Below are 17555 nucleotides of genomic sequence, written 5' to 3'. Positions count from 1 at the left end.
TTTTCAGTTCGAAAAAGGACATTGCGAGAGGGAAAACCTTTCTTTAGAAAGATTTTCCCCCGAAAGTTCTTTTCAAAAACAACGTGCTCTACAACAAGGACACGCCCAGGCGTTTTTCCTGCCTGGCCAGGGCATCCAGGGCGCTGCGGTCCCACTGGCTCACCCGGGTGGCCAGGGCCTCGCACAGCTTCAGGCCGATTTCCGGGTACTGCTGCATGGCCCGTTGCAACTTTTCCCGCGTCAGTGTGAGATAGGAAAGCGGCTCGGCAGCCACCACGGTGTAGTTGTGCGCCTCCTTGCCCAGCAGGGCCAGACCGCCCACGCAATCCCCGGGGCCAAAGGCAACGTCCGGCTCGCGCGCACCGGCTGCCGGAGCCTCGGCTGCGGCATAGGCGTGCAGGGAACCGGAAAGCACCACGGCCAGAGCCGCGGGCAGCTCCCCACGATGAAACAGCGGCTCGCCGGGCTTCAGCGTCTCCCGCGTGGAGAGATAAGCCAGGAGCTTGAGGGGCTCCAGGGCCAGACCGGAAAAGAGCCAGGTTTGGCGGTACTGATCCAGATTGCGCTGGAATTCGCTTTGGCCCTCGGCCGCGCTGTTGGACGCGGCTTCAGTGCTGCTGGGCGCCGTGAACGAGCTCATAAAGGCTCCCCTTCTTGGCCATGAGGTCGGCATAGGATCCCTGTTCCACGATCTTGCCGGCCTTCATCACGGCCACCTGGTCGAAATTCTTAATGATGTCCAGCCGGTGCACCACGGCAACAAGCGTGGAGCGGCCCTTCCATTTGGTTTCGATGAGGTTCTGGATGCGGGACTGGGACCGGTTGTCCAGGGCGGAGGTGGCTTCGTCCATGATCAGGATGGGCGGCTCCTTCATGAACGCGCGGGCAATGGCCAGCTTCTGCTTCTGCCCGCCGGAGAGGCGGTCGCCCTTGGTGCCCACGCGGAACTGCATGCCGATGGCGACCACGGCCTCCAGCATGTCCTGCTCGATGAGCAGCATGACAATGGCCTGCTGGATGCGCTCCATCACGTGGGGCTGGTCGGTCTTGGCCTTGCCGAAGAGGATGTTGTCCAGGATGGGCTGGGAGTCGATGTAGCCGTCGGCCCGGTAGAAGCTCACCGCGCCCGGGTCGTGGGCTTCCAGGGCAGCGCGGAAGCGGGAACGGCCTTCCAGCACCAGGGCTTCCAGCAGGCGGGAGAAGGGAGCCATCTTGTGCCGGCCAGGGGTGAAGCGCAAGGCCACTTCCAGCAACTGATCCTGCTCCTCCCTGGGCAGCTGGGCCAGGGTCACGCGGCCGCGGGCCACGTATTCCTTCCAGCGTTCCAGCTCCTCGGGCAGGATGGGGCTTTGCTCGAAGAAGAGTGCGTCTTCCGGCAGCTCGCCCAAGATGTCCACGGTTTGGCGGGCCAGCTCGTCGCCCAGGGTCAGCAGGGGCAGGCGCAACTGGGCATCGCCGAGGAATTTTGTGAAGAAGCTGCTTTTCGCCAGGTTTTCCACGGCGTATTCGGGCTTCACCGGGTGTCCGAAGATGAGGTTCGCCGCCACGCTGGAGTGTTCCAGATAGCGCCCCTCCTCGAAAAATTCCAGGTGATCCGCCAGTTCCGGCCCATGATCGTTGCGGAAGTCCTGACGGATGGCGATGATCTTGTTGCGCAGCTCGGCCTGGGCGCCCTGCTCCGGGGCCAGGATGGTGTTCAGGCCGAAGCGCAGCACGTCCTGGAAGATGCCGGTCTGCTGCACCACTTCGATCATGCGGTCCAGGCTGGGCAGCAGGGCGGGATCGGTGATGCGGCCCTGGGCGTCTCGCGGGGCCTCCAGGGGCAGGTCAGCCTCCACGCCATAGAGCAGGTTTTCCTGGATGGTGCCATCAAAAATGAACGGCGCCTGGGCCACATAGCCCATGTTGTGGGCCACGTCGCTCTTGGGCAGGTCGGCCACCTCGCGGCCGTCGATCTGCACACTGCCGCCGGTGTATTTGTAGAGCTGGCCCATGCACTGGGCCAGGGTGGACTTGCCGCTGCCGGAAAAGCCCACCAGGGCCAGATGTTCGCCATTGGCCAGGCTCATGTCGATGCCGTTGAGCAGGCGGATGCCGCCTTCCACCTCGAAGACGAGATTCTTGATCTCGATGGCTCCGGCCAGGTCCTGCTTGGCCCGCGCATCGGCCGGCTGCAGGATGAACTCGGGTTCCACGTCGAAGGCTTCCATGGTCTTGGCGTAGCGGATCTTGGCGTCCTGATACACCTGATAGAAGTCCATCAACTCCTTCCAGGGGTCATAGATTTTTTCATACGCCGAGAGGAAGGCCACCAGGGCCCCAAGGTCGAAGCGGCCGTTGATGGCCAGCCAGCCGCCCACCAGGAAGAGCAGGAAGGGGCCGGTGCTCTGGAACAGGTTGTTCAGCACCTTCACCCCCTGGCGGTACAGCGTCCAGGTGATGCGGATGCGATAAAGATCCTGCAGATAGCGGAAATACTTGCGGCTCTCGATGTGGAAGGAACCGTTGCCGTGGATTTCGTGAATGCCGCCAATGGATTCGCTGATCTTGTTGGAGAGCACCCGAGTGGATTCCACACGGGCCTTGTTCCAGTTGTTGGTGCGGCGCTGCAAGGGCGGCAGCAGGAAGATGAGCACCGGGTACAGAGCCAGGGAGATGGCCGCCATGGTGGGCGACAGGTAGAACATGTACGCGGCGAAACTCACCAGCGTCAGGATATTGGTGACCGGGATGGCGATGGCCGCGCCCACGAACTCGCCGGCCGCCGTAAGCTCCTGCACCAGGGACGCGATGACCGTGCCGGCCGAGGTCTTGCGGAAAAAGCTCAGGGGAAGCGTCAGAATGTGCTCGAACAGCTGCTGGCGCATCTTCTGCAACGCCCGCTCGCCGATGGACGTCTGCAGCAGGGTGATGACGTACTTGAGCCCGCTGGCCAGCAACACCGAGGCCAGGTACAGCCCGCTGTACAGCACCAGCAGTTCCACCTGCTTGAGGCTGATGGCCTCATTGATGATCTTCTTCTGCATCTCCAGGGGGAACACCCGCGCCGCAACCGTGACGCCGATGACCGCCAGCAACAGAAGCTGCAGCTTGACGTTGCTTTCCTTGACCCAGGCGAACAAAGGCTTTTTGGTGACCATGGGCGTTGGGGGTCCCTGGCTGAAGGTGCTGTGCTGCAAGGCGGCCCCTCGCCCATATGGCGACAAGAGCCTGTCATTTCCCGTTCAATACTGCCCTGCTTGGGCATGCAACGCAAGTCTTCCGACCAGTTTTCCTGCGGGTTTTTCGCGCGGTACAGCCGGTCCGTCCTACGCCTCCCGCCGCACGGCGCACAGCAGCCCCCGCAGCTGGTAGGATCCGAAGGCCGGATCATAGGGCGGGGCATCACTGGTCAGGCAGTTGGCGTTGCTCTCGAACACGCCCCCCCTGCCCTCTCCGGGCTCCTGGCGCTCGGGGAACCACCAGCCGTGGTCCACGCTGATCACATCCGGCCGGATGTCCGCCGTCACCCGGGCCTTGAAGCGCGCCTCGCCCCGCGGCGAGCGCACGACAATCCAGTCGCCGTCGGCAATGCCCTCCCGCGCTGCGGCCTCGGGATGCAGTTCGGCCAGGGGATCCGGCCGGCGACGCCGCAGGCTGGGCGCCTGGCGATGCTCGCTGCAGAAGAACTCCCGCCGCCGCGCCCCGGTGATGAGCAGATACGGAAATTCGGCGACCAGATCCGGTCGGGAGACCGGACTTTCCGGCGGTTCGGCCGCGGCAGGCAGCGGATCGTACCCCAGCCGATCCAGCACGCCCGAGACGAACTCCACCTTGCGGGATCGGGTGCGGAATCCTTTTTCCTGATATTTATGATAGACAAACGGCGGATGGTGCACGAATTGCCCGGCCAGGGCCTCGAAATCCAGGCCCGTGGGGGCCAGCTGCTGGTCGAAGAGGGCTTCCAGCGCTTCTTCCGCGCCCGGCAGATCCAGGCGGCGGGCCAGGTCGATCAGGATACGCTCCACCTGCCGGCATCCGGCCACTTCCATGCATTTCTTCTGGGCAAACAAAGCGTTGCCAGCCACAAAGGGCAGCTCCACCACTTGATCTATCTCCGGCCACATGGCCCCGGGCAACACGTAGTCGGCCAGGGCGGCGGACGGGGTCATGAACAGTTCGATGGCCACGATGCAATCCAGCCCCAGCATGGCCTGCCGCAGCCGGCGCGGGTTGGCGATGGTGGTCAGCGGGTTGGTGCCCACCATAAACATGCCGCGCACGGGGTACGGATCCCCCTGCTCCATGGCCTTGACCACCGCCGGAATGTGCGCCGAGGGCATGAAGGCGTGGAACCCGCCCAGCAGCTTGAACTCCCTGGCCCCGAGGCGCTTTTCCAGCATGCCATCCGGCAGATCCTGCTTGCGCACGGGATACGGTCGCGCCAGCCGCATGCCCAGGATGTCCCCGCCGGGCACGTCCAGATTGCCCGTCAGTCCGCGCAGGCAGGCGATGGCCCGCACCGTCTGCAGGCTGTGGGGAGTCTGTTCCATGGCCACGCCCCAGTCCAGGATGCCCGGTGTGGCCGTGGCGTAGCGATGGGCAGCGGCGCGGATGTCTGCCGCCGGCACGCCGCAGACCTGCTCGGCCCAGGCCAGGGTGCAGGGGGCCACGCGCTGCCGCAGGGCCTCAAAGCCATGGGTCCAGCGGTCCACAAACGCGACATCGTACAGATTGGATTCGATAATCTCCCGGCACATGGCCAGGGCCAGGGCGGCATCCGTCCCCGGGCGGAGGGGCAGCCACAGGGCGCAACGGCGGGCCGTTTCCGAACGACGGGGATCAATGGCGATGCCGAAGGCCCCGCGGTCCAGGGCCTGCGCCACCGGGAAGGACAATTCCCCGTCCGGCCCGGACACCAGCGGGTTGTGCCCCCAGAACAGAATGGTCTGCGGCGGGGTGTCGCCGTAATAGTCCCCGGTCACAAAACCGCCATAGGTGAGGTTTGCGGCCGTGATGCGCGGGATGAAACAATTGGCCAGGCCGGGCTCGAACCAGTTGGGCGTGCCAAAGGTATTGGCGAAACGCAGCACATGCAGGTAATAATAGCGGCCCGTGCCCTGGGCGATGGCCAGGGCTTCCGGCCCGTGCACCTCCCGCAGCCGACGGAGCCGGCCGGCCACGGCGTCCAGGGCCTCATCCCAGGAGACCGGCTCGAACTGCCCGGACCCGCGAGGGCCCACGCGCTTGAGCGGCGAGCGCAACCGGTCGGGATGATGCACGAGTTCCGGCGTGGCCACGCCCTTGACGCACATGCGGCCGCAGTTGAAGGGCGACCCCTTGCGCGGGACGACACGCCGCAGGCGGCCGTCCTCCAGGTGCAGATGCACGGCGCAACCGCCGTGGCAATTGCGGCAGATGGCGGAACGAACGATCTCGGCGGGCATGTCGGGTATATCGGGCATGTCGGGCTCCTTCACGCGGGGCTGGAACCGCCATCCTGCCACGGGACCGGTCAGGACGGAAGAGAGTTTCGGAACGCCTGGTTTGTTGACACACATCAAGGACGCGCACCCGGCCGCCAGGATACCATCAGTCCATGCACAGGATCACTCCCCTCCTCGTCACACTGGCGTTGCTGCTGTTTGCCGCGCACACCCTGCGCCTGGGGGATCTGGGTCTGGTGGCCGCCCTGCTGGGCTGCATTGCCCTGGCCTGGACCCGATGGGCCTGGGCCCGCTGGACGCTCACGGCGGTCCTGGGCTGGGGGGCGGTGGTCTGGGTGCAGACCGGATCCCGACTGGTGGCCATGCGGCTGGCCATGGACGCGCCCTGGGAGCGGCTGGCGTTGATCATGGCCGCTGTGACGCTGGTCACCGTGGCGGCCATGGGCTGCCTGCACCTGCCGGCGGCGCGGCGACGCCATGCCACCGGGGCAGAGACCGCCGCCGTGCGCGCCGGGGCAGTGCTCCTTACGGCCCTGCTCCTGGGCGTGGCCCGGGCCAAGGCCGGGTTTCCCATCCTGCTGCTGGACCGCTTCGCCCCGGGCTGGGGCTGGCTGCAGATCGCGGGCATGGCCTGGTATGCCGGCTGGCTGGCCCAGGCCGTGCTGGATCCCCGCCGTCACCGACGCTGGCGGCCCTGGCTCTGGGCGGGCTTCTCAGCGCTGTTCTTCGGCCAGCTGTTGTTGGGGCTGGCGGGCTGGACCGTGTTCCTGATGACCGGGACGCTGCACCTGCCCGTGCCGGCACTCATCCTCGGCGGGCCATTGTTCCGCGGCGAGGGTCTCTTCATGCTGATCTTGTTCCTGTCCACGGTGGTGCTGGTGGGACCGGCCTGGTGCAGCCATTTGTGCTACATCGGGGCCTGGGACGATCAGGCCTCGCGCCGGGCAGGCCGCATCAAGGGCAGCGCCGGACGATGGATCTGGCTGGGGCGGGGCGCGACGCTGGCGTTGACGGTGATCGTAGCCCTGGGCCTGCGCGCGGCGGGTGTGCCGGGGACCACGGCAGTATGGATTGCCGCGGGATTCGGCCTGCTGGGCGTGGGCGCGATGCTGGCCCTTTCCACCCGCATGGGGAGCATGATCCACTGCACGACGCTGTGCCCCATGGGACTGGTGGGCAACTTGCTGGGCCGCTGCACCCCCTGGCGCATGGCCATGGGGCAAGGCTGCACCAGATGCGGCGCCTGCAGCCGGGTGTGTCGGTACGGAGCACTGGAGACGGCAGACATCGAACGCGGCCGCGCCGGCCTGTCCTGCACCTTGTGCGGGGATTGCGTGGCCGTGTGCAGGCATGCGGCCATGGAATACCGCTGCACCGGCCTCTCCGCCGGCACGGCCCGCCGGGTGTTCATCGTCCTGGTGATCAGCCTGCACGCAGCCTTCGCCGCCGTGGCCCGGCTGTAGCGCCTGTTGTTTTTGAACGGCGTTGTCGGGGGAAAACCTTTCTGAAGAAAGGTTCTTCCCCCGACCCCCCTTCCCAAAGANTTTTTCAAAATTAAAATGCTCTAGGGTGTTCGCGTCGGAAGCCGCACACCGCACGCGCACCATCTTCTTGCCCGACACTGTCGCCCCTGGCAAGATGGCGACGGCTCCCCCTCGAAGCCGTCGCCATCTTGCCGGCAGATCATCCGCGCGGACGCACCACGCCTCACTGGATCTGAATCACCCGGAATTCCACCCGCCGGTTTTGCCGGCGGCCTTCCTCGGTGTCGTTGCTGGCCACGGGCATATCCTTGCCCCGGCCCTGCACTTCCAACTGTTCGGTGTTGATGTCGTATTTTGTCAGCAGGTACTGCCGTACGCTTTCCGCACGCTCGCGGGAGATGCGCAGGTTTGTTTCGTCGCTGCCCACATTGTCCGTATACCCCACCAGAATGCACCGCAGGTGCGGCGAGACCGAGAGCATGCGGCCCAGGGCTTCCACAGCGCCGGCGGCCTCGGTCTGGATGTCGGTCTGCCGGGAATCGAAGCACACGGCCCCGAATTCCTGCACGGCCGGCACGCCCGGAGCCGTGGCGCTGCCCAGGCCATACCGCGCGGCCAGGGGGCTGGCGGGTCCCGGCGCCGGGGACGCAGGCGCAGCCTGGGCCGTGCGGGGGGCGTCCAGAAACTCCACGGCGAGCTGATCTGCCGCCACGCCGTAATATCTGGACAGGTAGGCCTGGATGCTTTCCGCCCGCGCCAGGGAGAGCTGCTGATCCGCCCCGGCGCCGCCGTGCTTGGCCGTGACGCGGGCCTGCACGTCCGGATGCTTGCGCAGGTAGCGACCGATGGCCTCCAGAGACTTGCGGGATTGCGGCGTCAGCACATTGGAATTGGCCGCAAAGTTGAGGGCCATCATCTCGGCGGGCAAATCGTCGCCGGTGTAGGCCTTCCAGGTGCCGGAGAGCACGAGCTCGGCGCGACGGTTGCGGGCTTGGCCACGCTCCGAGGCATTGGAGACCAGGGGCCGGGCGGCCCCGTGGCCGCGGGCGACGATGCGGTCGGCTGGCACGCCATGGCGCGCTTCCAGGGCCTTTTTGATGGCCCGGGCACGCTCCTCGGACAAGGCCTGGTTGGCATCGTCCGTGCCGCGGTTGTCGGTGTGGGCATCCACGATCAGGCGCATGTCGGGATTCTCGCGCAGCAACGTCGCCAGGGCCGCCAGCCGTTCTTCGCTGTACGGAGGCAGGCCGTTCTCGTTGTCCGGATACTGCAGGGCAAGTTTCATGAACACCGGCACCATGCAGCCCTCGCTGTCCACCGCCTTGCCAGAAGGCGTGTCGGGACAACGATCCAGTCGATCTTCAATGCCGTCGCCGTCGGCATCCGCAATGCGCGTCATGGACGCCGAGGCCATGGCCGCCGTGGGCGTTTGACGCGCAACGGACGCCGCGACCGGCGTGTTCCGCTGGTTGCACCCGTACAACAATACGGATGACGCCACCAGCAACGCACACCACAGCAATGATGACAGGCGGTTCCAGCAACAAGCCCGTCCCTTTTTGATGACTGACAAGCGTACCATGATTCTTCCCTCCCGTGCGCATCCCCCGATGCCGACTGCGCACTGTCCGGCAACACCGCGAACAATGAATGGACATATATATCGCGATATTCATCACGGCTGTGGATTTTTCGCAAGCATCTTTTCTGGACGGCATGTGGTGCATGCGGATCTCGTCACAATTTCATCAATGATATTTTCATGATATATCCTAAAAAGCACCGCGTCGGCCCTGCTATGACGTCAAATTACCACAAACCGCCTCGCCTGTGCCGTTTTCCCTTGCAAGATGCCGCAATCCAAGGCATCACCGCTCCACCATGCCAGCACTTTGCATCATCACCGCCGCCCTGCTCTGGGGCTGCATCGGCCCCCTGGCCAAGATCGCCATGGCGGCGGGCATGCAGCCGGCCGAAATCGCCTTGTACCGCATCCTCTTCGGCTGGATGCTGTTTGGCGGGGAAGCCGTGCTGCGCGGCCGGGTACACGTGGCCCGGCGGGATCTGCTGCTTGTGCTGGGATTCGGGGTCTGCGGGGTGGCCGGACTGTTCGGCATGTACATGAAGGCGGTGGAAGCCGGCGGGGCGGCCCTGGCCTCGGTGTTGCTGTACACCGCGCCGGCCTGGGTGGCGCTGCTTTCCCGGCTGCTCCTGGGCGAACGGCTGACCCGGCGGACCCTGATCGCCGTGGCCCTGACCATTCTTGGCGTGGCCGGGGTGAGCTTCGGGGCGGACGCCACCAGCGCGACCATCGGCCTGCCCGCCCTGTTCTTCGGGTTGGGCTCCGGCCTTTCCTATGCCTTGTATTTCATCTTCGGCAAACTCTTTGAGGGACGGTATCAGACCTCCACCCTCTTCCTGTACGCCATGCCGGCCGGGCTGGCCACCATGGCCTGCTTCTCGCCCTTTGCCGGCGTGCCCAGCCTGGAAGGCCTTGCCGCCTGCGCTGCCCTGGCTGTGCTGTCCACCTATGGGGCGTACCGCATTTATTACATCGGCCTGGCGCACATGCCGGCCACCCGGGCCGCAGTGCTGGCCACTCTGGAACCGGTGTTCGCTGCAGCGCTGGCCTATGCCATGTTTGGTGAGCAGTTCGGATGGCTGGGCTATGCCGGCGGGGGGCTGATTCTGGCCGCCGTGGCCGTGACCATCCAGCGTGCGCCGCGACGTCCGGCCGCCTCCACCTCGACGACGGCTTGAGCTACTGCCCCACGCCGAACAGCTCGCCCTGCACCACAAACACCCGCGTATGTCCGCGCGCCATCAGGCGCTGGGCAATCTCCACGTCATAATGCCGGCTCACGGTGCGGCCTGTCACCAGCACGGGGGCGTCCAGATCGCGCCGCCCCAGGTGCATGGCGTACAGAAAATCGAACAGGGTGGGCGGCAGATTCACGGCGCCGGCCGGCGGATTCTCCTTGTGCAGCTCGGGCAGGCGGGCATCGATGAGCAGCGCGCCCTCCGCCGTTGCCAGTCGTCCGGCCTCCGTGGCGTCCACCAGCACCGGATGCGGCGGATGGAACGATGCTGGCACAAGTTCCACGCCGTACGGGTTGGCCATGTTGAACAGCAGGCCCAGGAGCGCCCCAACCAGGAGAATGGCAGCCACGTCCACGCCCGTGGCCCGGGCCAGACGTCGGGCATGCCCCACAAGCCGGCTGCGGACCTCGGCAAAGGCCTGCTCCAGGGCCGCCACCCGGGACCGGCTGCTGGTGAGCTCTTCCAGGGTGCGGGCCAGGGCTTCGTTGCGGGTGGCCAGATCCTGGTTCAGGGCGGTGATGGTTTCCATGGACATGACATTCCGGAAGTACACCAGAAAGAGCCGCCCGAGATCGGTAAACAGATTGGCCTCGCCGGATACGCCGTCCCGGGCGTCCTCATCCCGAGATTCCGGAACGCCCTGCCCCCCCTGGGCGTCCTCCTGGCGGGAGACTTCCGCCAAAGACGCCGCCGTGAGGGCCAGCCCCAGATAGCGATCATCCAGCCGGAACACGGCCGCCAGATGCGGCGGAAACGGCCAGGCTGCCTCCAGCTCTTGCGGCAGGAACGAGAGGGGCAGAAAGGCGCCGTGCTGAAAGCCTTCGAAGCCGCAGGCCGTCAGGGCGGTGTACACCAGACGCTCGGCCTCGCGCAGGTCCAGCCTGCGGTCGCCGCACTGGATGGCGACATCCAGGCCGGTGCAGGTCCAGTCGGCCGTGGCGGCGGTTCTGTCCAGCAACAGCACGCCGGCCGCCGTGGCTCCCAGGCCGCCCATGGCCAGCAGGGCAAATGCCTTGCGCAGTTCGCCGGAGGTGCTGCAGGCGGCAAAATCCAGGGCGGCATCGTGCAGGGCGTGCAGGTGCAGCAGGCGACGGTCCAGGGCCTTGCGGGCCTCGGCTGCCTGGCGCAAGGCGGCGGAAAGGGATTTGTTGGCAGCGGCCATGCCGGCGTTGAGGGCCTGCACGCGTGCCATGGCCTGGCGGGTTTCCATGGCCTGGAGGAACACATCCAGGAGGTGGGACAAAAAGCATTCTTCTTCTGCGGAATAGGTGCCGCCCCGCACGGGCTCGCCCAGGCCCAGCAGCCCGCCGCTCAAGTGGGCGGCGTCCTCGCCCGGCCGGGGAGGGAGCTGAAACCCCAGCACCAGCCGCGTGCTGGCCGGCACGCGCAGGTCGTTTCCCGGTGGACCACGCATGATCAGATGCACCCGCGCCGGGCCGCCCTGGGGAGCGGCAAGCACGGTGCCAGGAGGCGGCGTGAAGCACGCGGCCATGGCCTCCAGGCCCGGCGCAGCCATGCCGCGCACTGCCGTCATGACACCATCGCCGGCCGCCTCGGCGTCCCGCGCCTTGACGCTGAGAAACCCGGCCGCTGCGCCCACGGCACCCATGGCAGAAAGCAGAAACACATCCAGAAACTGCGGCCAGCCCGGTGCGGCAGTCAGCTCCCGCTGCACCTCGGCCAGGATGTCCAATCGGAAGCCGCACGAGGGAGCTGCCGCCTCGCCAACGGACACTGCTGCACTGCGCTGCAGCGAGGAAATCTGGTGCGGCGAATCTGACAAGGCCATTCCCCCAGTCGCCAGCCCGACATCTGGCATCAGAGCCGAGACAACGCCTCCACCGCCTCTTCCTCACCCTCATAGAGCGTGGCGAACCGCGTGACGCCCACCACCTCGAACACCCGCCGGAAATTGTCCGAAATGCCGGTAATGCCGGCCTTCATCCCCTTGCGGGCCCCTTCCATAAGCAGTTGCGTCAACAGGGCGATGCCTGCGCCGTTAATGGTGGCCGTCTCCTGCAGCTTGAGCACCACGCGCTGCTTTTCCGAGGCGATCAGCGAGTTGTAGGCGTCCTGCAACACGGTTTCCGAACGCGACGTGATGTTGCCCTGGATTTCCAGCACGGTCACCGGGCCACGATCTTCCATGCTGACGCGATTTTCCGCGCCAAGATGGCGGGAAATGCGCTCCTGGGCGCGACGCAAGGCCGCCTCCAGGGCGTCTTTCTGCACGGGCTTGTTGATGAAATCCGCGGCGTTCAGGTTCAGGGCCTGGATGGCCAGATCCATGTCCCCATGACCGGTGACCACCACCACCTCCGTGACTGGATCCAGGGCCTTGATTCGCGTCAGCACCTCGATGCCGTCCATCCCGGGCATTTTGATGTCCGTGATGACCACCTCCGGCCGCTCTCGCTGATACATGGCCACGCCCTCTTCGCCGTTCTCGGCCGTGAGGATCTCATAGCCGTACGCCTCCAGGAACAGCTGCATCATGTCCAGGGTGGGTCGTTCATCATCGATGAGCAGGATTCGCATGCGCGCCTCGTTGCAGGTGGTGTACCGTCAGGGGACGGCGGGGAACGTCATGGTGAATGTGGCGCCTTCGCCCGGCACACTCTCCACGGTGATGTCGCCTTGATAGTCCTTGACGATGCCATAGGAGATCGCCAGGCCCAGGCCCATGCCCTTGCCCGTCTCTTTGGTGGTATAGAACGGCTCGAAAATTTTATCCAGAACGGATTGTGGAATGCCGGTGCCCGTGTCCGACACTTGCAGGCCCACGCGCCCGTTGCGGGCAAAGGAAGTGATGCGCAGGACGCGCTCCAGCTGTTCGACGTCCTTGCCTTCCTTGATCCAGGCGGTTTCCTTGGCGAGGATAGCGTCCCGGGCGTTGGTGACCAGATTGAACAGCACCTGCTCCAGCCTGTTGTTGTGGGCCAGGATGCGGGGCAACTCCGGAGCGAGGTGGAAGACCACCTCGATATTGGAGAGGGCCAGCTGCTGCCCCAGGATGTTGAAGACCCCCTTGATGGGCTTGGTGATCTCCATCTTTTCCTTGGTCAGATCCGCCTTGCGGCCGAATTCGCGCAGGGTGGTGATGATTTCCGAGGCCCGGTCTACCTGCCGGCTGATTTCGGCGGTCACCTTCTTCAGGGAATCGCGGGGAATATCACCCTCCCGGGCAGCGATGAGATGCAGGTACTCACTGCCAAGCTTGATGGCGTTCAGGGGCTGGTTGATCTCGTGGGCCATGCCGGCGCTCATTTCGCCCAGACTCTTCATCTTGCTGGCCTGGATGAGCTGGGCATCCTTCTCGATCATGTCCTGGATGTCATTGGTGGACACGATGATGGCCGGCTTTTCTTCGTAGGTGGTGGCGCAGGCGTGGATGTTCACATAAAAAGCCTCGCCGCCGCGCTTGTAATTGATGACCTTGGGCAGAAACATGCAGCCGGCCTGGGAGTCTTTGTCCTCCATGGAAAAGGTGGGGTGGCAGGCGTCCACAAATTCCGGGGACAAATCCTGGAAGGAGACGCCCAACAGCTCGATCTTGTTGTAGCCGTAAGTCTCCAGGGCAATGGGGTTGGCGTCCAGCACGGAGAGGGTTTCGCAGTCCAGCACGAAGATGGGGTCCGGCCCGGAATGGAACAGGGAGCGGTATTTCTGCTGGGAGCGTCGCAGCTCGGTGCGGTACTCCTTGATGTGCTTGACCATGTCCTCAAAGGCGTTGGCCAGCTGGATCACCTCGTCCCCCACGCGGCCACCGAACTCCATGCGCACATCCAGGTTGTCGCGGCTGATTTCCTGACTGAGGCGGATGAGTTGATGAATGGGCCGGGTGATGTGCCGGGACAGACGCTCCGAAATGAAGGTCATGATCAGGAAAATTCCTGCGATGAACCCCAGAAAGGCCATGCGCAGCTTGCCCACAATCTGATCGATGTGCTCCTTGGACAGGCCCACGTGCACGCTGCCCACACTGTAAATACCCTCCTTGACCGGCACGGCCACGTCGTAAGTGGGTTCATCAAAGGTGTTCAGCAGCTTGATGGAGTGGCTTTGCCCCGGCGGAATGATGTTTGCCGTGCGCAGCTCGTCATCGAACGGCTTGATGAACGTGCTGGCCAACACGTGCAGTTCCGTATCCAGAATGTAGATGTGGGCCACCAGATCCTTGCGTTCGCCCACGGTGGTGGCCTCGAAGGCCAGGCTCACCAACTGGGCCTGATCCTGGGTGAGGATGAGCCCGGCGGCGCGGTCCGCAATGGAGTGGGCAATGCCCAGCCCGCGGTATTCCAGCTCCCGCGTGAGGCTGGAGATGAGAATGTAGCGCGCCACCAGGGCAATGCCCACGCTTACCAGCATGACCACCGCCAGGGACGAGAACAGAATCTTGTTCTTAAGATTGAAGCGGACTTCGCCCACCAGCGGCAAGTGAACTCCAGGCATGATCACTGCCCTCCGCTGGCGTTGGCGGCATCTGTCTCGCCGGGCCGACCGCCGGTTGTATTGCCATCCGATACATCCACCGCCGCGGCAGCGGGGAAGGACACGACGTCCTCCTGCGGTTTGAACACCTGGCGCACCTCTTTCCAGTCCGTGATGAGGTTGAGCCTGCCGTTGCGAATCCAGGTGAAGTACACGGCGTCCAGGCCTTGATGGTCATCCTTGCCAAAACTGATGGCCGTATTCTTGCCCAGCCGGCGTTCACGGATGCTTTCCACAGCATCGATGAAGCCTTCGCGGGTGAGATTCGGCCCGGCCCGCTGCAGCCCGTCCACCAGCACCAGGGCATTGAGATAGCCTTCCAGACTCACCGAGCTGGTGGGCGATTCGGGAAAGTGCTTGCTGGAGAGATCCATGTACGTCTGCACCTCGTGCATCAGCTCGCGGGATTCCGGCAGCTCCGGCGGCGGCACCACCTGGCTGACGATGACGCCCTCCCCTGCCTCGCCCAGCAGCCGGGCCAGTTCCTCCGCGCCCACGAAGGACACGTTGTAAAACAGCAGATTCTTGCCCGCGGCCTTGGCCAGTTTGATGAACTTGGCGCAGGGCTCGTACGTGCCGATCATGATCACGGCTTCGGCGTCGGACTCCAAAATACGCTCCAGCCCGTGCTCCACCTGCAGCGTGCCGCGGATGTACGAACTCTTCGCCACGGGTGCGGCGTCGTACTGCAGCAACGCCAGCTCTGCGCCGCGCAGGCCGTCCAGGCCATAGGCGTCGTACTGATAGAAGATGGCAATCTTGCGCATGCCCAGCTGCTCCACGATGTGCTCCACCGCGGCGCCGGTCTCCTGGTAATAGGAAGCGCGGACGTTGATGATGTACCGGTTGAATGGCTCGCGCAAATCCTTTGCGCCGGTGAACATGCCGATGAGGGGAATGCGCGCCCGCTGCACCAGGGGGATAATCTTCACCGTGGTGGGGGTGCCCACGTAGCAGAACAGGGCAAAGATGTTCTGCTCCACCAGAAAGTGCTGGGTGTTCATGAGACAGCGCGGCGGATCGTAGCCGTCATCCTGGGCCACCAGCTCAATCTGCCGGCCATGCACGCCGCCCTGCTCGTTGACCTCCAGCAGCAGCGTATTGGCTCCCTGCAGCGTCTGCAGGCCCAGAAAGCTGGCATGGCCGGTGAGGGCCAGGGAAGACCCGATGCGCACCGCATGCGTGGTGACACCCGGCGCAAGGGGTGGATCAAACTCATCGGCAGATTCGGGGGAACAACCAGCCCCGACGGCGAACAGGGCCATGCACGCAAGCAGGGCCGCGCAGCTGCGCCGGCGCCACATCAAGCGCCACGCCACACGCCAGCCTGCCCGAACATGGGGCAGAGGAACCGAACGACGCTGCATCATGGGCGTCCTCTCCAACGATATTTCCCTTCGTGTGCGCTGAAAGGCTGATTCGGTCAAGTATTTTGCGCATGGGCACGCTGGGCGACAGGGGCGGCATGGCCCGACGAGCGGAGGTCGAGTGGAGTGGAGTCAGGCGGTGGCGAGGTGGTGGTGGTGGGTGTGCGCCACAAAAAAAAGCTCCCCGTGCGATTCACGGGGAGCTTTTTGAAGGGAATGCCCTGGCAGCGACCTACTTTCCCACACACAACCATGCAGTATCATCGGCGATGGAGGGCTTAACTACCGTGTTCGGAATGGGAACGGGTGTGACCCCTCCTCAATGGCCACCAGGACAAATGGCAAGCCTTTTAGTGCCGCGGTATTGGGGATCGATGCAGGGATGGGGCTGCATCTGGCGTCGGAGGGAGCGGGGAGGAGCTGCGTATTGCAGCATTACTCGCGGTATCCGTCGCGTATTTCCCAGGTGATCCGCGGCGAGGCGGATATATAGGGAAAGAGGTGAGATGGAGTAATTGTTGGGGAGTAAGAAGACGAACGGACTATTAGTACCGGTTTGCTGCATGCATTGCTGCACTTCCACATCCGGCCTATCGACCAGGTAGTCTACCTGGGTCCTTCAGGGAGACCTTATCTTGAGGCAAGTTTCCCGCTTAGATGCTTTCAGCGGTTATCTTTTCCGATCATAGCTACCCTGCTATGCCGCTGGCGCGACAACAGGTCCACTAGCGGATCGTCCACCCCGGTCCTCTCGTACTAGGGGCAGCCCCTCTCAAGTCTCCTACGCCCGTAGAAGATAGGGACCAAACTGTCTCACGACGTTTTAAACCCAGCTCGCGTACCACTTTAATCGGCGAACAGCCGAACCCTTGGGACCTGCTTCAGCCCCAGGATGTGATGAGCCGACATCGAGGTGCCAAACCGCGTCGTCGATGTGAACTCTTGGACGCGATCAGCCTGTTATCCCCGGCGTACCTTTTATTCAATGAGCGATGGCCCTTCCATGCGGGACCACCGGATCACTAAGACCGACTTTCGTCCCTGTTCGAGATGTCTCTCTCACAGTCAAGCTCCCTTATGCCTTTGCACTCAACGGCTGGTTTCCAATCAGCCTGAGGGAACCTTTGCATGCCTCCGTTACGTTTTGGGAGGCGACCGCCCCAGTCAAACTACCCACCAGACACTGTCTCCCAGCCGGGTAACGGCGTAGGATTAGGGTCTTAAACATGCAAGGGCGGTATTTCAAGGGTGGCTCCGCAAGCGCTAGCGCGCCTGGTTCACAGCCTCCCGCCTATCCTACACATGCATGTCCAAAACACAATGTCAAGCTATAGTAAAGGTGCACAGGGTCTTTCCGTCACTCTACGGGTACACGGCATTTTCACCGCGAATTCAATTTCACTGAGTCGCTGGCCGAGACAGCGCGGAGATCGTTACGCCATTCGTGCAGGTCGGAACTTACCCGACAAGGAATTTCGCTACCTTAGGACCGTTATAGTTACGGCCGCCGTTTACCGGGGCTTCGGTTTAGAGCTTCGCTTGCGCTAACCCCACCCCTTAACCTTCCGGCACCGGGCAGGCGTCAGACCCTATACGTCGTCTTACGACTTCGCAGAGTCCTGTGTTTTTAGTAAACAGTCGCCACCGCCATTTCTCTGCGGCTTCCCTAGGCTTCCATAGCAAGTATGTGCACCTTAGAAAGCCCCCCTTTTCCCGAAGTTACGGGGGTATTTTGCCGAGTTCCTTGGCCAGCGTTCTCTCAAGCGCCTTGGTATATTCTACCCGCCCACCTGTGTTGGTTTGCGGTACGGTCTGTTCACACTATACTTAGCGGCTTTTCTTGGCAGCATGGGCTTAACCACTTCAGACGGTGAAGTCACGGCATCGCGTCTCGGCTTTAGACTCCTGGATTTGCCTGGGAGTCCGGCCTACCTGCTTGCACCGGCTATTCCAACAGCCGGATGGTC

10 protein-coding genes and 2 rRNA genes (1 of these 12 only partly in view) are annotated in these 17555 nt (G+C 63.9%); 2 read left to right on the top strand and 10 right to left on the bottom strand.

The features are described from left to right. Window positions 1-88 precede the first annotated feature (88 nt). The 3 genes from DGI_RS17005 to DGI_RS05655 all read right to left on the bottom strand — a co-directional run bounded on the left by DGI_RS17005 (window position 89) and on the right by DGI_RS05655 (window position 5444). Window positions 89-640 (bottom strand): cyclic nucleotide-binding domain-containing protein, encoded by a 552-nt coding sequence (locus DGI_RS17005; protein WP_021759832.1) that lies wholly within the window; start codon window positions 638-640, stop codon window positions 89-91. Further along, complete coding sequence (locus DGI_RS05660; protein WP_021759830.1) at window positions 609-3140, bottom strand: ABC transporter ATP-binding protein/permease; 2532 nt, start codon at window positions 3138-3140, stop codon at window positions 609-611. The genes DGI_RS17005 and DGI_RS05660 overlap by 32 nt, the downstream gene beginning before the upstream one ends. 168 nt (window positions 3141-3308) lie before the next feature. Then, window positions 3309-5444: a molybdopterin-containing oxidoreductase family protein gene (locus DGI_RS05655; protein WP_235619961.1), complete on the bottom strand. Its 2136-nt coding sequence runs from the start codon at window positions 5442-5444 to the stop codon at window positions 3309-3311. Window positions 5445-5578: 134 nt separating this feature from the next. On the opposite strand from DGI_RS05655, the gene DGI_RS05650 reads away from it, so the two are divergent. Beyond that, the gene (locus tag DGI_RS05650) at window positions 5579-6889 is read left to right on the top strand and encodes a 4Fe-4S binding protein (protein ID WP_021759826.1); all 1311 of its coding nucleotides are present in this window, start codon (window positions 5579-5581) and stop codon (window positions 6887-6889) included. Window positions 6890-7133: 244 nt separating this feature from the next. On the opposite strand, the gene DGI_RS05645 is transcribed toward DGI_RS05650, so the two are convergent. Then, window positions 7134-8492, bottom strand: a complete 1359-nt coding sequence (locus tag DGI_RS05645) for an OmpA family protein (protein WP_021759824.1) — start codon at window positions 8490-8492, stop codon at window positions 7134-7136. A gap of 299 nt (window positions 8493-8791) precedes the next feature. Here DGI_RS05645 and DGI_RS05640 point away from each other — a divergent pair, with 299 nt between their 5' ends. Then, the gene (locus DGI_RS05640) at window positions 8792-9670 is read left to right on the top strand and encodes a DMT family transporter (RefSeq protein WP_021759822.1); all 879 of its coding nucleotides are present in this window, start codon (window positions 8792-8794) and stop codon (window positions 9668-9670) included. A 1-nt stretch (window position 9671) separates the two neighbouring features. On the opposite strand, the gene DGI_RS17000 is transcribed toward DGI_RS05640, so the two are convergent. From DGI_RS17000 to DGI_RS05610, 6 genes are all read right to left on the bottom strand, one after another. Further along, window positions 9672-11519 (bottom strand): rhodanese-like domain-containing protein, encoded by a 1848-nt coding sequence (locus tag DGI_RS17000; protein WP_021759820.1) that lies wholly within the window; start codon window positions 11517-11519, stop codon window positions 9672-9674. A gap of 29 nt (window positions 11520-11548) precedes the next feature. Next, window positions 11549-12268 (bottom strand): response regulator, encoded by a 720-nt coding sequence (locus DGI_RS05630; protein ID WP_021759818.1) that lies wholly within the window; start codon window positions 12266-12268, stop codon window positions 11549-11551. Window positions 12269-12295: 27 nt separating this feature from the next. Further along, a complete protein-coding gene (locus DGI_RS05625) occupies window positions 12296-14182 on the bottom strand; it encodes an ATP-binding protein (RefSeq protein ID WP_021759816.1) in 1887 nt (628 codons plus the stop codon). Window positions 14183-14184: 2 nt separating this feature from the next. Beyond that, the gene (locus DGI_RS05620) at window positions 14185-15540 is read right to left on the bottom strand and encodes an ABC transporter substrate-binding protein (RefSeq protein ID WP_235619983.1); all 1356 of its coding nucleotides are present in this window, start codon (window positions 15538-15540) and stop codon (window positions 14185-14187) included. Between the two features lie 267 nt (window positions 15541-15807). After that, a 5S ribosomal RNA gene (rrf, locus tag DGI_RS05615) occupies window positions 15808-15922 on the bottom strand. A 190-nt stretch (window positions 15923-16112) separates the two neighbouring features. Beyond that, window positions 16113-17555, bottom strand: a 23S ribosomal RNA gene (locus DGI_RS05610); it runs 1474 nt beyond the window's last position.

This window comes from Megalodesulfovibrio gigas DSM 1382 = ATCC 19364, assembly GCF_000468495.1.
Classification (GTDB): domain Bacteria; phylum Desulfobacterota; class Desulfovibrionia; order Desulfovibrionales; family Desulfovibrionaceae; genus Megalodesulfovibrio; species Megalodesulfovibrio gigas.
The sequence above is the reverse complement of the archived record's forward strand: the minus strand, read 5'-3'. Positions and strand labels throughout refer to the sequence as shown.

What these genes read in the sequence shown, in the direction of transcription:
- DGI_RS17005 (WP_021759832.1), bottom strand. Translation starts at nt 640, where the DNA reads ATGAGCTCGTTCACGGCGCCCAGCAGCACTGAAGCCGCGTCCAACAGC.
- DGI_RS05660 (WP_021759830.1), bottom strand. Translation starts at nt 3,140, where the DNA reads ATGGTCACCAAAAAGCCTTTGTTCGCCTGGGTCAAGGAAAGCAACGTC.
- DGI_RS05655 (WP_235619961.1), bottom strand. Translation starts at nt 5,444, where the DNA reads ATGCCCGATATACCCGACATGCCCGCCGAGATCGTTCGTTCCGCCATC.
- DGI_RS05650 (WP_021759826.1), top strand. Translation starts at nt 5,579, where the DNA reads ATGCACAGGATCACTCCCCTCCTCGTCACACTGGCGTTGCTGCTGTTT.
- DGI_RS05645 (WP_021759824.1), bottom strand. Translation starts at nt 8,492, where the DNA reads ATGGTACGCTTGTCAGTCATCAAAAAGGGACGGGCTTGTTGCTGGAAC.
- DGI_RS05640 (WP_021759822.1), top strand. Translation starts at nt 8,792, where the DNA reads ATGCCAGCACTTTGCATCATCACCGCCGCCCTGCTCTGGGGCTGCATC.
- DGI_RS17000 (WP_021759820.1), bottom strand. Translation starts at nt 11,519, where the DNA reads ATGGCCTTGTCAGATTCGCCGCACCAGATTTCCTCGCTGCAGCGCAGT.
- DGI_RS05630 (WP_021759818.1), bottom strand. Translation starts at nt 12,268, where the DNA reads ATGCGAATCCTGCTCATCGATGATGAACGACCCACCCTGGACATGATG.
- DGI_RS05625 (WP_021759816.1), bottom strand. Translation starts at nt 14,182, where the DNA reads ATGCCTGGAGTTCACTTGCCGCTGGTGGGCGAAGTCCGCTTCAATCTT.